This window comes from Deinococcus sp. KSM4-11, from assembly GCF_004801415.1.
Taxonomy (GTDB): Bacteria; Deinococcota; Deinococci; order Deinococcales; family Deinococcaceae; genus Deinococcus.
The window spans coordinates 441,327-455,512 of sequence record NZ_SSNX01000003.1 but is presented as its reverse complement, the minus strand read 5'-3'; the positions used below and the strand labels follow the sequence as shown (position 1 = coordinate 455,512).

General features: G+C 67.9%; 11 protein-coding genes. 4 read left to right on the top strand and 7 right to left on the bottom strand.

Going from position 1 to position 14,186, the window contains the following annotated elements:
* Positions 1–30: 30 nt before the first annotated feature.
* Positions 31–798 (bottom strand): exodeoxyribonuclease III, encoded by a 768-nt coding sequence (locus tag E7T09_RS12090; protein WP_136389423.1) that lies wholly within the window; start codon positions 796–798, stop codon positions 31–33.
* 116 nt (positions 799–914) lie between these two features.
* Here E7T09_RS12090 and E7T09_RS12085 point away from each other — a divergent pair, with 116 nt between their 5' ends.
* Positions 915–1,223, top strand: a complete 309-nt coding sequence (locus E7T09_RS12085) for a hypothetical protein (RefSeq protein WP_136389422.1) — start codon at positions 915–917, stop codon at positions 1,221–1,223.
* Positions 1,224–1,395: 172 nt separating this feature from the next.
* On the opposite strand, the gene accC is transcribed toward E7T09_RS12085, so the two are convergent.
* The 3 genes from accC to efp form a co-directional block, all read right to left on the bottom strand.
* On the bottom strand, positions 1,396–2,742 hold the full coding sequence (gene accC, locus E7T09_RS12080; RefSeq protein ID WP_136389421.1) for an acetyl-CoA carboxylase biotin carboxylase subunit: 1,347 nt from the start codon (positions 2,740–2,742) through the stop codon (positions 1,396–1,398).
* Positions 2,743–2,830: 88 nt separating this feature from the next.
* Complete coding sequence (gene accB, locus E7T09_RS12075) at positions 2,831–3,361, bottom strand: acetyl-CoA carboxylase biotin carboxyl carrier protein (protein ID WP_136389420.1); 531 nt, start codon at positions 3,359–3,361, stop codon at positions 2,831–2,833.
* 223 nt (positions 3,362–3,584) lie between these two features.
* On the bottom strand, positions 3,585–4,142 hold the full coding sequence (gene efp, locus E7T09_RS12070) for an elongation factor P (protein WP_136389419.1): 558 nt from the start codon (positions 4,140–4,142) through the stop codon (positions 3,585–3,587).
* A gap of 224 nt (positions 4,143–4,366) precedes the next feature.
* On the opposite strand from efp, the gene E7T09_RS12065 reads away from it, so the two are divergent.
* Positions 4,367–5,071 (top strand): 50S ribosomal protein L25/general stress protein Ctc, encoded by a 705-nt coding sequence (locus E7T09_RS12065; protein ID WP_136389418.1) that lies wholly within the window; start codon positions 4,367–4,369, stop codon positions 5,069–5,071.
* A gap of 69 nt (positions 5,072–5,140) precedes the next feature.
* Here E7T09_RS12065 and E7T09_RS12060 read toward each other — a convergent pair whose 3' ends face one another.
* A complete protein-coding gene (locus E7T09_RS12060) occupies positions 5,141–6,205 on the bottom strand; it encodes an aminopeptidase (RefSeq protein WP_136389417.1) in 1,065 nt (354 codons plus the stop codon).
* 83 nt (positions 6,206–6,288) lie between these two features.
* Between E7T09_RS12060 and sthA the strand changes: the two genes are divergently transcribed.
* Both sthA and E7T09_RS12050 read left to right on the top strand, forming a co-directional pair.
* Complete coding sequence (gene sthA / locus E7T09_RS12055) at positions 6,289–7,794, top strand: Si-specific NAD(P)(+) transhydrogenase (RefSeq protein WP_136389416.1); 1,506 nt, start codon at positions 6,289–6,291, stop codon at positions 7,792–7,794.
* 77 nt (positions 7,795–7,871) lie between these two features.
* A complete protein-coding gene (locus E7T09_RS12050; protein ID WP_136389415.1) occupies positions 7,872–8,903 on the top strand; it encodes a hypothetical protein in 1,032 nt (343 codons plus the stop codon).
* A gap of 289 nt (positions 8,904–9,192) precedes the next feature.
* On the opposite strand, the gene E7T09_RS12045 is transcribed toward E7T09_RS12050, so the two are convergent.
* Complete coding sequence (locus E7T09_RS12045) at positions 9,193–12,570, bottom strand: efflux RND transporter permease subunit (RefSeq protein WP_136389414.1); 3,378 nt, start codon at positions 12,568–12,570, stop codon at positions 9,193–9,195.
* Complete coding sequence (locus E7T09_RS12040; protein ID WP_240741756.1) at positions 12,567–14,075, bottom strand: efflux RND transporter periplasmic adaptor subunit; 1,509 nt, start codon at positions 14,073–14,075, stop codon at positions 12,567–12,569. Before E7T09_RS12040 ends, E7T09_RS12045 begins: the two co-directional genes overlap by 4 nt.
* Positions 14,076–14,186 lie beyond the last annotated feature (111 nt).

Genomic DNA, 14,186 nt, shown 5'->3' with positions numbered 1-14,186 from the left:
GATCACGAATCCACACCGACAGGGCCGTTTTCAGGGCAGCGTGACCAGACCGCTGAGTGGTGCGTGGTCGCTCAGCCGGGCTTCCCGATGCACGCTGACACCCTGCAGTGGTACACCCGACGCGAGCAGGTAATCGATCCGCCAGCCCACGTTCTTGTCGTACGCACCGCCCCGGCTACTCCACCACGTGTACTCGGCGGTGTCGCCCAGGTGAGCGCGGTGCGTGTCCACCAGCCCGGCCTCCAGGTGCGCGGTCATCCACGCCCGTTCCTGCGGCAGGAACCCGGAATTCTTCTGGTTGCTGCGCCAGTTCTTCAGGTCAATCTCGCGGTGCGCGATGTTGTAATCCCCGCCCAGCACCACCGGCCGTCCCTCCGCCAGCAGTGCGGACACCCAGGTCTGGTAGTCGCCCAGCATCCTCTCCTTGAAGCCCTGGCGCTCCTCGCCGCTGCTGCCGCTCGGCAGGTACACGCTCACGAACCGCACGCCACGCACCACCGCACTTATCACGCGGCCCTCGGCGTCCATCTCGTCGTGCAGCATGCCCGCCCGCATGTCCTCCAGCCCACCCCTCGCGAGGATCGCCACGCCGCTGTACCCCGCCTTGCGCGCCGGGAACCACACGCTCTCGTACCCCAGGTGCGCCAGCGCCTCCGGGTGAGGATCAGCCCGCACCTCCTGCAGCAGCAGCACGTCCGGCGCTTCCCGCTCGGCCCAGTCGACCAGTCCCTTGCGCAGCGCGCTGCGGATGCCATTCACGTTCAGGGTCGTAACTTTCAGACTGTCGGATGCGGGCATGCCGCCCGAGCATAGCGGAACGCGCGCTCCAACTTTTTGAACCGGGTGCTTTGTTCAAGACACGTTCAGCCAAACCAAAACCGACACCTTCATAAACGGCGTACGCTGCACTCACCATGGCTAACATCAAGTTCCTGAACGAAACCGACGGTGCCGAGTTCCGCATGACCCATCCCAAAGCCGAACGCGTCCTCAAGGACATCGATCAGTGGGCGCAGGCCAACGACTTCGAACACGTCGCCTTCTGGCGCGACCCCGAGGACGAGCATAAACTCTGGGTGCAGCTCGGCGACGACAGACTCAACTACTGGATTCACGACTCGACCTTCACCGAAGGCAAACATGAGACCGTCGAGATGCAGATGGACTACGCCCGTGGGGCCGCACGCCGCAGCGCCGCCGGGTACGGCAAGTTCGACAAGTAAGCATTCAGGTCAATCAGGGCGGCGGGCTCCGGCTCGCCGCTCACGTCGTCTGCACGGTGATGAGCAGTTGCAAGGTGTCTTCCGACATGTTCGGCTGGGAGGCAGTCGGCTCCTCGAACAGACGAAAGCGGCGCATCCCATCCAGGGTACGCGCCGCTTAACGTCTCCGTATTTACGCTTCAGGCGCGACCATCCTCGTTTTCAGGAAGTTGGTCATGACGGCCCCGCGTTTGTAGAAGGGGTTGTCCATGATCTTCACGTACAGGGGAATGGTGGTTTTCGGCCCCTGGATCACGGTCTCTTCCAGCGCGCGTTTCATGCGGGCAATTGCCTTGTCGCGGTTCTCGTGCCACACGATCAGCTTGCCGATCAGGCTGTCGTAGTGCGGGGGGATCGAGTAGCCGCTGTAGGTGTGGGTGTCCACGCGCACGCCGGGGCCGCCCGCGAAGTGCACGTCGTCGATCTTGCCGGCGGCCGGGCGGAAGTCCTTGTCGGGATCCTCGGCGTTGATGCGGCATTCGATGGCGTGACCGCGCAGCACGACGTCCTCCTGCTGGAGCTTCAGGCCTTCACCGGCGGCGATCTCGATCTGCATCCGCACCAGGTCGAGGTTGCTGATCATTTCGGATACGCAGTGCTCGACCTGGATGCGGGTGTTCATCTCCATGAAGTAGTAGTTGCCTTCCCGGTCGAGGATGAATTCCAGCGTGCCTGCCCCGGCGTAGTTCACGTGTTTCGCGAGGCGCACGCCCGCGCTCAGGATCTCCTGGCGCAGTGACTCGGGCAGGGTGCTGGGCGCTTCCTCGATCAGTTTCTGGTTGCGCCGCTGGATCGAGCAGTCGCGTTCCCCGATGTGGATGACATGCCCGGTGCCGTCGCCCATGACCTGCACTTCCACGTGGCGGAACTCCTCCAGGAACTTCTCCATGATCAGGGCCGGGTCGCCGAAGTACAGTTTGGCTTCCTCCTGCGCCTGCGCGAAGCCCTTGGCGAGCTCATCCTGCGTGCGGATGACCTTCTGGCCGCGTCCGCCGCCCCCGGCGCTGGCCTTCAGGAGCACGGGGTAGCCGATCTGCTTGGCGGCTAGCAGCGCGGCATCGGTGTCGTCGAGGACGCCGGTGCCGGGCACGACGGGCACGCTGCTCTGGGCGGCGATGTCGCGCCCGCCGGCCTTGCTGCCCAGGGCGCGCATGCTCTCTGGGGTGGGGCCGATAAACACGATGCCGTGCTCGCGGCACATCTCCGCGAAGTCCGGGTTTTCGGCCATGAAGCCGTATCCGGGGTGGATCGCCTCGGCGCCGGTCATCAGGGCGGCCGAGAGGATGTTCGGGATGTTCAGGTACGACTGGTTGCTGGCGGGTGGCCCCACGCACACGGATTCGTCGGCGAGCAGCACCGGCAGGCTCTTTTCGTCGGCGGTGGAGTACACCACGACGGTCTTGATGCCCATTTCCCGCGCCGTCCGGATGACGCGCAGGGCAATCTCGCCACGGTTGGCGATCAGGATCTTCTTGAACATGCTTGCCTCCGACAGGGAGGCTCCGGGCGGCGGGTTCTGGGTTCTGAACCGACGGAGTTCAGACGTCAGAGCCCACGGCCCAGGGCCCTCACTCGATGATGAACAGCGTTTGCCCGTACTCGACCGGCTCGGCGTTCTTCACCAGGATCTCGCGCACGGTGCCGCCCTGCTCGGCCTCGATCTCGTTCATGAGCTTCATGGCCTCAATGATGCACAGCACCTGCCCGGCCGCGACTGTGTCGCCGACCTTCACGTAGGGCGGCGCATCGGGGCTGCTGGAGGCGTAGAAGGTGCCCACGATGGGAGCTTTCACGGGCGTGCCCTTGCTGGCGGCTGGGGCGGCCGCGGCTGTGGGCTCGGCGGCGGCGGCAACGGTCGCCACGGCGGCGGGCTCGGCGCTGACCGGAGCCGAGGTCTCGGCGCTGGAGGCCAGGGCCTGCGGCGTGGGGCCGCTGGGGGACTGGAAGGCGGCCGGGCCACTCGGGGCCGTCACGGCGGCGTTCACGGCCTGCGGGCCGCGTTTCAGGGACAGGTCGAAGCTGCCGGTGCGCAGGGCAAATTCGCGCACGTCGGCGGACGTCAGTGCCGCGAGAATCTGTTTGAGGTCGTCTGGGTTCATGGCCCCTCCTGGGGTGGCGAAACGGGTGCGCCGGGTTGGACTGTGCATTGTGCCTGTGCTGCTGCGCTCCATCATGCCGCGCGCCGGGCCGGGCGCGGTGTCCCGGAGTGCCTAACGCGCGTTTGTCTGCACCGAGTGTACCGTCCGAATCCTGAGTTCCGGGTGCGGTCAGGCACGGCAACGCCGCCCCGGTCGCAGAACCTGGGGCGGCGCGCAGCGGAACTTAGGCTCGGCTGAGGTACATGCCGGTGCGGGTGTCGACCTTCACGCTGGTGTCCTGCTCGACGAACAGGGGCACCTGCACGACCGCGCCCGTTTCCAGCGTGGCGGGCTTGGTGCCGCCCGAAGCGGTGTCGCCGCGCAGGCCGGGATCCGTCTCCACGATCTTCAGAATCACCTGGTTCGGCAGGGTGATGCTCAGAGCCTTCTCGCCGTACATGGCCACGTCGACCTCGGTGTTTTCCTTCATGTACTTGGCGGCGTCGCTGACCAGGGCGGGGCTCAGGTGCACCTGCTCGAAGGTCTCCATGTCCATGAACACGAAGTCCTCGCCGTCCTTGTACAAATACTGCATCTTCTTACCCTCGACATAGATGTCCTGCAACTTTTCCGTGCTGTTGAAGGTGCGGTCGACGATCGAGCCGGATTCCATGTTGCGGAATTTCGTCACGACCTTCGCGCCGCCGCGGCCCATCTTCAGGTGGGAGTAGTCCAGGCACTCCCACAGGCCGCCGTCCATCTCTACTTTGGTGCCGTTGCGCAGTTCAGTCACGCTGATCATGGTGGTCTCCTTTGTTCTGTCCGGGCGCGCTCGCCTGCTGCCAGCGGGGGCACTACCCGACAACGCGCAGGAGTTTAGCAGAGGGCAGGGGCCCTCTTCCACCACCGCGTCACGGTTTGCTATGATGCTGCGGTTGCACGTCCGCCCCCGCCCCCTGGCCCGGGACCACACCCGGCCCGACGCGCGGCGAGGGCAGGGCAGCGAAGAATCAAGGAGATACGAACATGGAACTGAACGCAACGCCCCGCACGAGCCGGCAGAAGCTGGCCGAAGGCATGATCCCCGCCGTCGCCTACAACAAGGACAAGAACGTGTCCTTCGCCCTGGATCGCAAGGCCTTCGACCGGGCCTTCCGTACCCAGAGCACCACCGGCCTGTTCGACATCACCGTCGAGGGCGGCGAGACCTTCCCGGCGCTCGTGAAGACCGTGCAGATGGACAAGCGCAAGCGCACGCCCATTCACGTGGACTTCTACATGGTCACCTACGGCGAGCCCATTGAAGTGTCCGTGCCGGTGCACACCAAGGGCAAGAGCCAGGGCGAAGTGCAGGGCGGCCTGCTCGACACCGTCGTGCACAACCTGGCGATCATCGCGCCCGGCCCGCGCCGCATTCCGCAGGAACTCGTCGTGGACGTCACGCGCCTGAACATCGGTGACCACGTCACCGCCGGTCAGGTCAAGCTGCCCGAAGGCGTGAAGCTCGCCGGTGACGCCGATCTGGTCGTCATCAGCGTGCTGCCGCCGCGCATGAGCGCCGATGAGGCCGCCGCCGAGACGCAGGCCGCCCAGGTGGCCGGCATGGTCGCCGCTGGCGAACTGTCCGAGGAAGCTGCCGAGGCCGTCCTGGAAGGCGACGCCAGCCTGGACGAGGTCAAGGCCGAGGCGGCCGCCGCCGTGGAAGCCGAGAGCGACACCAAGGAAGACTGAGCCTCACGACCTGCGCGGCCCGCTCCTCGATGGGGAGCGGGCCGCGTTCTGTGGTTCTGCGTCTGACGGTCAGCTGCCCCGCAGGCACGCGGCCCGCTCGCCCGCCGGCCGCCTAGAGCAGAGTGTGGCGGCCGCGATGAAGTTGGAGATATCGCCCCCCACCCGCGCGAGCAGCGCCTGGAAGGCCGGCACCAGGGTGGCGTAGGCGGCCACCGCGCCCAGGGTGGCGTTGTTCACGCCCCGCGCGAAGAAGGCATCGTACCCGTCGTAGCCGCCCCACTGCGCCTTCAGGGTCGCGTAGTGGTCGTTCAGGCCGCTGAGAATGGCGGCCTTGCGCGTCCGCACCTCGGCTTCTGGAAGGGTCTGTGCGTACAGGGCTTCCAGGTCGTGCCGGGCTGTCAGCAGCAGCGCCTCGAAGCCCGCCGAGCGTTCCTGGGCCAGCCGGTCGGCCTCGCGGAGTTCCGGCGTGCCGTGTGCCGCCAGCCAGCGGCGGGTGCCTTCGGCCTCGATGGTGGTGGCGTAGGACTCGTTGAAGACCGTGTCGTCTTTGACGTACAGGCTGGGGTGCGACAGTTCGTGGATCACCGTGCGGATCAAGGTGGCGTCCGGGTAGAGCAGCATGGTCGAGAGCAGCGGGTCTTTGAGGTACCCCAGGGTGCTGTAGGCGCTGACCCCCCCCACGTCCACGTCCCGCCCGGCCGCGCGGCGCTCCTGCGCGTACGCCTGCGCGGCCGCCTCCATGAAGTACCCCCGGTAACCCACGCAGCCCGCGATGGGAAAGCAGGACGTGTCGAGCTGCACGCTGAATTCCGGCGCCGAGAAGACGTTCCACACCACGTACGGGCGGCCCACGTCCACGTACTTCAGGAAACTGCCATGATCCGGCAGGCCCAGGCCGCCGGCGCTGGTCGGTGCGACCGCGAAGGCGCGCACGTCGGCCGCGAGCTGCAACTTGCGGTGCACTCCGGCGGGCGTGGTGGGATCGGCCAGCACGTCCGCCACCGGCCGCGCCCGGCGCAGCAGGTCAAGTTGCCCGCCCGCCGCCTGCGACAGGTACCGGATCTCGCTGCACCCGCTCAGGATCACCGTCAGGGTGGCGACTCCCGCCAGGGCGGCCCACGTCCGTCTGCGCATACGTCCAATCCTACGCAGGGCAGCGTGATGATAGCGTGAAGGCCGCTCCTTCCTCCTTTCCAGGCGCGTTTCCCGAGGTGCCCATGACCCAGGTGGACTCTACGACGGACTTCACCCATGACCTGCTGGTGATCGGTTCCGGCCCTGGCGGGCAGCGCGCCGCGATCCAGGCCGCAAAACTGGGCAAGAAGGTGGCCGTGGTCGAGCGCAAGACGGTCGTGGGCGGCGTGTGCATCAATACCGGAACCATTCCGTCCAAGACCTTCCGCGAGGCGATCATGCACCTCAGCGGCTACAACGAGCGCGGGCTGTACGGCGCGTCGTACATGGTCAAGGAAGACCTGGGCATGGACGACCTGCTGCACCGCACGACCAGCGTGATCACGCACGAGCTGGACGTGATCCGTTCGCAGCTCCACCGCAACCGCGTGGATGTCATCGCCGCCGAGGCGAGCTTCACCGGCCCGCATACCCTGCGCCTGCGCGACGTCAGAGGTGGGAACGGCGGCGAGACGTGGCGCGAGGTGTCCGCGCGGCACATCGTGATCGCTGTGGGCACGCGGGCTGCGCGCGACCCCAGGATTCCCTTCGACGGCAAACGCATCCTGATCAGCGACGACATCCTCGACCTGAGCACCCTGCCGCGCACGGTCACCGTGATCGGCGGCGGCGTGATCGGCTGCGAGTACGCCAGCATGTTCGCCGCGCTGGGCGTGCGCGTCACGCTGATCGACAAGCGGCCCCGGCTGCTGGAATTCATCGACCACGAGATCACCGACATCCTGACCTACCAGTTGCGGCAAAACCGCATGACCCTGCGCCTGGGCGAGGGCGTGCAGGACGTGACCGCGCTGCCCGGCGTGGACGGCCGGACCGGCAGCGTGAAGGTCACGCTCGCCAGCGGCAAGGAGATCACCACCGACATGGTGCTGTACTCCATCGGGCGGGTCGGAGCGACCGACCGCCTGAACCTGGGAGCGGCGGGCCTCAGCGCCGATGGACGTGGCCGCATCGAGGTCAACGAGCACTACCAGACCGCGCAGGAACACATCTACGCAGTGGGCGACGTGATCGGTTTCCCCAGCCTTGCGTCGGTCAGCATGGAGCAGGGCCGCCTGGCCGCGTGCCACGCCTACGGCGTGCCCACCCAGAGCGTCCCGGAACTGTTCCCGTACGGCATCTACACCATTCCCGAGATCAGCACAGTTGGCAAGTCCGAGGAGGAGCTCACGCAGGCGGGCGTCCCATACGAGATCGGCAAGGCCCAGTACCGCGAGATCGCGCGCGGGCAGATCATCGGGGACGAGCAGGGCACCCTGAAACTGATCTTCCACATGGAGACCCGCGTGCTGCTGGGCGTGCACATCATCGGCAGCGGGGCCAGCGAGCTCATCCACATCGGGCAGGCGGTGATGTCCTTCGGCGGCACGGTGGACTACTTCGTGAACACGGTCTTCAACTACCCCACCCTGGCCGAGTGCTACAAGACCGCCGCCTTCGACGGCATCAACCGCCTGGGCAGCGTGCCCGTGCTGGAGCCCCGTCTGGAACCCGCCCCGGACGTGGGCGTGGTGATCCCGGCGGACTGAGGAACGGCCAGCCGATCCCCAAAGCGGCCTGGGGAAATTTTCATGTGCCGGCCCGATGCTCAACCTAGCTTCGGGCCATGCGACACACCTTCGTGACCGCCCTGCTGACGCTGCTGGTGACCACTGCACAGGCGGCGGAGGTGCGGGTGCCGAACAGCCGGGTCTCGTACGTGCTGGAGCAAAACGGCCAGGGTGCCAACACCAGCATCATCTACGTGGACGCCCAACAGGAGACCGCGACGAGCGGCCCGCGCAACTTCCTGAGCCTGAAGTGCGACGGCCAGGGCGGGTTTTTCTTCACCCTGAACACCCGGGGTACCCTGTACGGCGCGGGGCAGGAAGACAAGCTGAGCACGCTGTACCAGGTGCAGTACCAGGTGGGCAGCGCGGCCCCCCGTGGCGTGTCGGGACTGCGCGCGCCCACCTCGGGCGGCAAGCTGCTCACGGGCGCCCTGAGCCTGAACGGCACCGACGTGAACGACGCCATCGGCAAGGCGCTGGATGACGGCCAGACGGTGCGCCTGACCCTGACCCCGACCGATCAGGCCCCGGCCAGCGGCAAGCTCGACCTGAGCTTCTCCGGGAAGGGCTTCAAGACGGCCACCACGGCCGCGAACGGCTGCCGGTCGGGCAGCGCCGAGACGCGTGTGCCGGACAGCAACGTGTACTACAAGCCGGTCTCGCAGGGTGGCAAGAACCTCAGTGAGATCTACCTGGACGCGCGCGGCACGGCCGGCACCCAGGGCCGCGCCTTCCTGAACCAGACGTGTTTCGGCGGGGGCACATCGGTGTTCAGCATCGTGGCGCCCACGCCGCTGCTGAACACCACCCTGAAGGACAAGGCCGCCAGCATCTACACCGTCACGTACGCGGTGGGCGGCGGGGCGGCGGCCACGCCCGACAAGCTGCTCCCCACCGACAATCCCAAGGCGCTGGCCCTGGCCGACAAGGCGGCCAGTAGCGCCCTGATCGCTGCCCTGAAGGCCGGGAAGAGCGTACAGATCGTGGTGAAGCCCAGGGCCGGGGCCCTGACCGACCAGACCCTGACCTACCAGTTTGACGCGGCGGGCTACGTGACCGCCTGGAATGCCGTCAAGGCCTGCCAGTAGGCAGGGCTGGCCAGCGACGGGTGGCTGGAGGCCGACTCGCTCGCCTGAGCCTGTTCGCATCGTCGCGTGGCAGGCTCAAGCACCTTCGCCCCAGCCCAGGGCAAGCCGACCTTCCGCTGGCGGGGAAGGGCGGCTTGCGTGACTTTATCTGTGTGGGCACGGATGTGCCTAGGTGTGCCAAGTGTGGACAGAACCCGGATATCCGGCCGTCAGCTCCTGCGACGGGCGAGGAGGACATGCCACCGGTGAACCCTGGTTCTGGAGCCGAGTCTCTCCTCAGGAACCAGATTCAGTCGCCGGCCGGCAGACCGCGCAGCGAGAAGGCCTGTGGCGCGCGGCGGATGCGGCCCAGCCGGGCACGGGGCTGCACCTGGGGGGCGCGGCGGCGCTCGAACAGGTAGAACGCGGCGGGCACCACGTAGAAGGTCATCAGGGCGCTGACGCTGATGCCGCCCACGATGATGATCGACAGGCTGCGTCCGAACTCGCTGCCGCTTCCGGTATTCAGCAGCAGCGGAATGCTGATGACCAGCACGGTCAGGGTGGTCATGATGATCGGGCGGAAGCGCAGGCGTGAGGCCTCGATCAGGGCGGCCTTCAGCGGCAGCACCTTCATCTGCTCGACCACGAACTCCAAGTACAGGATCGCGTTCTTGGCGCTCAGGCCGATGAGCAGCAAGAAGCCCAGCACCCCGAAGATGTCCAGCGTGCTCCCAGTCAGGAACATCATCCAGTACGCTCCGGCCACCGCGAAGGGCACGGGCAGCAGCAGGTACAGCGGGTAGCGGAACGAGTTGAACTGCGCGCCCATCACCAGGTACACCAGCAGCATCGACAGGCCGAAGGCCTGCAGGCCGATGGTGCCCAGCTGTGAGCCCAGCGCGAAGGCGCTGTTCGTGTCGGCCTTCCCGACCGTGACGAGGTTGTCGATCACGCCCGCCTGCGTGAGCAGCTGCGTGTAGCGCTCCTGCTGCTGCGTGCTGCTCAGGGTGCTGGCCGGGTCGGGCTCGATGGTCAGGGTCAGCGAGTACAGGCGGTTGGTGCGTTGCAGGCTGGTGGGGGCGCTCGCCTGCACGATGCTGCCGAGCTGCCCGACCGGCACGGAACCCCCCAGCGTGTTCGAGTACACCGGCAGGGACAGCAGGGACTGGTCGTCCTTCAGCACGGTCGGGTCGAGTTCCACGGTGATCGGGTAGGTGACGCCGCCGATCTCGACGGTACCGCCGCTGCTGCCGCTGCCGTAGGTGCCCAGCGCGCCCGCGACCGTGCTGGCGCTCAGGCCGGCGTTGGCAAGCAGGGCGGCGTTTGGCACGAACTGGTTTTCCAGGGTGGTGTTGTCCAGGCTGCTGCTGGCGCTGAGCACCGAGTTGTCGGCCTCCAGGGTGTTCACGGCCGTCCCTGCGCGGGTCTTGAGCAGGTCGAAGTTGCTGGCGACCAGCGTGACTGCCTGGCTGTTGCCCTGGCCACGGAAGCCGCCGCCGCTGAACAGGTTGGCGCGCACGTCCGGCTGATCTGTAAACATGCTGCGCAGCGCCTGCTGGTACGTGGCGGTCAGCACCGAGGTCGCGGGCCGCTCGGACTTGTCCTTCAGGGTGATGTTCAGGTTGGTATTGCTGGTGGAGACATTTGCCTGCACGCTCTGCACTTCCGGGCGCGACAGGAAGTACGACTCCAGGCGGTTGCTGAGTTCGTTGCGCTTGCTCAGGGACAGGCCGCTGGGCAACCTCAGCCCGGCGCGCAGCGTGCCGGAGTCGGTGGCGGGCGTGAACGTGAAGGTCATTCGTGGCACGACCAGCACCACCGTCAGCGCCAGGAAGGCCGCCGCGACCAGCAGCACGCCCACGCTGGCGTGCAGCGCGCCGTCCAGGCTGCGGGCGTAGGCGTCCCGCACGAACGACACCCCACGGTCCGTGATGGCGTGCAGGGTGGTGGTCAGGGCTTCAGCCACGGCCAGCAGGACGCCCCACACGTACTGGAAGACCATCAGGGCCACCGGCAGCAGGATCAGGGCCAGCAGCCACGCATGGTTGGGAACCCGCGTCCACAGCAGCGCCCCGGCGGCCACGGCCAGCACCCAGAACCACCACGCGCGGGGCGCATCCAGTCCGAAGCGCACGGCCTGGGGCACGCGGGTCAACGTGCGCGGCACGTCCCGCCACCCCAGCGGTTCGGCGTCCGGCGTGTAGGCCATGCGCACCGTCAGGAACAGCAGCGCCTCCAGCCACGACATCAGCACGGCGGCCGCGAGGCCCAGCGCGAACTGCTTGACGTACTCGCCCACGATTCCGCCCATGAAGCTCACGGGGATCAGCACGGCCAGCAGCGACAGCGAGGCCGCCGCGACCGCGCTGAAGACCTCGGAGGCACCCTTCAGGACGGCCTGCACGCGGTCATAGCCCAGGGCGCGATACCGTTCCACGTTCTCCGCGACCACGATCGAGTCGTCCACCACGATCCCGATGGCCACGATCAGCGCCAGCAGCGACACCTGGTTGAAGGTGAAGCCCAGCAGGCCGTACAGGATCGGCGCGGCGGCCAGCGAGATGGGAATCGCGGCGATGACCGTGAAGGCCGTGTTCAGGCGGCCCAGGAACAGCAGCGCCACCACCGCGACGACCAGCGCCGTGACCCACAGTTCATGGGTGGTGCTGGAGATGCTCGCGCGGATCGGGCCGGTTGTGTCGTTGCTGAACGTGACCTTGTACCCGGTCGGGAGCTTCGTGCTGCCGATCAATGCCTTCACGCCGTCCACGACGGCCACGGCGTTGCTGCCCGACGACTGCTGGATGGACACCAGCACGACCGGCAGGCCGTTCACGCGCGTGACGCTGCTGGTCGTGGTGCTGTCGTGGACGGTCGCCACGTCCGACACCCGCACGCCCTTGGCCGCGTCGAGCAGCACATTCCCGATGTCCGTGACGCTCGTCAGCTTCGCGTTCGTGGTGTACGTCATCGAGTTGCCGTCACGCGTGATCGTCCCGATGGACGAGCTGACGTTGCTGCCGCTGATGGCGCTGGACACCGACTGCGGCGTCAGACCGTACGCGCTCAGGCGGTCCGGATTCAGCTGCACCTCGATCTGGCGCTGCGACCCGCCGCTGAGGGTGACGTCCGCCACGCCGTCCACACGCTGCAACGTAGGCACCAGCTGGGTATCCACGTAGTCGTACACGTCGGCCAGGCTGGCCGTGCCGCCGGACACGCCGAACTCCAGAATGGCCTGCGCGTTCGGGTTGAACGTCCGCACCGACGGCGAGCCGGCCCCGGTCGGCAACTGCCGCGCCGCGCCGGACACCAGCGACGCCACCTGGTTCGCGGCGGCGTTCTGGTCCGTGCCGTCCGCAAGCTGGAGGGTCACGCGGCTGCTGCCCGTGTTGCTGCTGCTGCTCAGCGTGGTGACGTTCGGCACCTGCGCCAGGGCGCTCTCGATCACCTGCGTGACCGAGGTGTCTACCGTGGCCGGACTGGCGCCGGAGTACGACGTGGTGACTGTGACCACCGGAATGGTGGTGCTGGGCAGCAGGTCCACGCCCAGCGAGCGCATAGAGATGAAGCCGAACACGACCACGCCGATAAAGATCCCGATGGCCAGCACATAGCGCGTGACCGAGAAGCCCACCAGCGGGTTCACGCCGGAGAACATGCCCTTCCCGACCTTGCGGATCACGGCATTCCTCCGGGGGGCGGGCCGCCCGCCTGGTTCGACGTGCTGCTGGCCGAGCCGCTGGCCGTGCTGACGCTCGCGCCGTCCAGCAGCCCGGTGGGCGGCTGCGTGACCACCTGCGATCCGGCAGCAATGCCGCTCACGGCGGACTGCGTGCCCGCCTGCCCCAGCACCGTGACCTGCGTGAGTGTCGCCTTGCCGCCGCTCACCGTGAACACGTAGGTCTGGTCACCGTCGGCCTGGAGCGCCGTGCTGGGAATCAGGACGCCGGTGGCGACCTTCGCGGTGTAGAACACCGAGCCCACGGCGCCCAGCGCCGGGATCGACGTGCCGGTGAAGCGCGCGGTGAGGGGCACGCTGCCGTTCGTGGGCGCGCCCGGATTCTGCGCGACCTTCAGCGGGTACTTCACGCTGCCGCTGGTGAAGCCCATGACCGTGCCGGGCGTCAGGGTGGTCGCCTCGGTCGCGGGGACGTTCACGTTCACCTGCCGGGCGCTGCTGACCAGCGTGAACGCCTCGCCGTTCGCCGTCACGTACTCGCCCGGCGCGACGTTCAACGCCGTGATCTGGCCGGCGAAGGGTGCGGTCACGCGCGCCGCGTCGGCCGCCGCCTGCGCCTGGTTCAGCGCCAACTGCGCCTTCTGCACGGTCAGCTGCGCTTCGGTCACGCCCTGCGCGCCCGACCGCTCATTTTCTGCGAGGTTCGCGCGCGCGGTCGTGAGGGTCGTCTGCGCCGCCGCCACCGCCGCCTGCTGAGCCGTGACCTCACTGCGCGCCACCGCGCCGATCGCCAGGAGCTGCTGCAGGGACGAGAGGCTGGCCTGCGCATTCGTCAGCGACAGCCCCGCCGCCGTGACCTGCGCCTGCAGGCCCGCCCGCGCGCCCACCGTGCTCGTCTGCTGGCCCCGCAGCTGCACCTGCGCCGAATCCAGCGCGTTCTGGGCGCTCTGCACCGCGCTGTTCAGGTCGGTGTTGCTCAGCGTGACGACCGTCTGCCCGGCCTTCACCGAGCTGCCCACCTGCACGCTCACGCCCGTCACCGTGCCGGACGTGCGGGCTGTGACGGCCGTGCTCTGCGCCGCCGCGACTGTGCCGGTCAGCGTGCGCGACGTGCTCAGCGTGCCGGACGTGGCCGCCGTGACCTGTACCGGGGTCACCACGCCGGACGCCGTCCTGGCTGCCGCGCCGCTGGTTGAGGTGGTGCCAGCCGTGCTGCTGCGGGTCGCCGCGCCCGAACGGCTCCCCGCCGTTCCCGCTGCCGCGTTCCCGGTGCCCGCCCCGGTTGCCGTCCCGCTGCCCGAACGGGTGCTGGAGCGGCTGGCTGTTCCCCCGCTTGCCGCACCGCCGGTCTGACCTGCGCCGAAGCCGCTGCCCGCTGAACTGCCTGTGCTGCCGCTGTCTGCGTGGCCCAGCTTGTAGCCGACGAAGCCCGCGCCGCCCAACAGCAGCGGCACGAACAGCCAGCCCCACGGAAAGGGTCGCCGGGGGGGCGTCGTCGGGCGGACCACCCGGCGCGGAGAGGATGGTGGGGGAGTGCCGGATGTCGAGACCTGTGCCATGCCGCCCATGGAACACGTCAACCGCGAATGAACGGAGAACGGCTCCGGCACTGTCTTTCG

Bases quoted from the DNA above. Each gene is read 5' to 3' on its own strand.
- E7T09_RS12060 (WP_136389417.1), bottom strand. From the start codon at position 6,205: ATGCGCAGACGGACGTGGGCCGCCCTGGCGGGAGTCGCCACCCTGACG.
- efp (WP_136389419.1), bottom strand. From the start codon at position 4,142: ATGATCAGCGTGACTGAACTGCGCAACGGCACCAAAGTAGAGATGGAC.
- E7T09_RS12085 (WP_136389422.1), top strand. From the start codon at position 915: ATGGCTAACATCAAGTTCCTGAACGAAACCGACGGTGCCGAGTTCCGC.
- accB (WP_136389420.1), bottom strand. From the start codon at position 3,361: ATGAACCCAGACGACCTCAAACAGATTCTCGCGGCACTGACGTCCGCC.
- E7T09_RS12090 (WP_136389423.1), bottom strand. From the start codon at position 798: ATGCCCGCATCCGACAGTCTGAAAGTTACGACCCTGAACGTGAATGGC.
- sthA (WP_136389416.1), top strand. From the start codon at position 6,289: ATGACCCAGGTGGACTCTACGACGGACTTCACCCATGACCTGCTGGTG.
- E7T09_RS12050 (WP_136389415.1), top strand. From the start codon at position 7,872: ATGCGACACACCTTCGTGACCGCCCTGCTGACGCTGCTGGTGACCACT.
- E7T09_RS12065 (WP_136389418.1), top strand. From the start codon at position 4,367: ATGGAACTGAACGCAACGCCCCGCACGAGCCGGCAGAAGCTGGCCGAA.
- accC (WP_136389421.1), bottom strand. From the start codon at position 2,742: ATGTTCAAGAAGATCCTGATCGCCAACCGTGGCGAGATTGCCCTGCGC.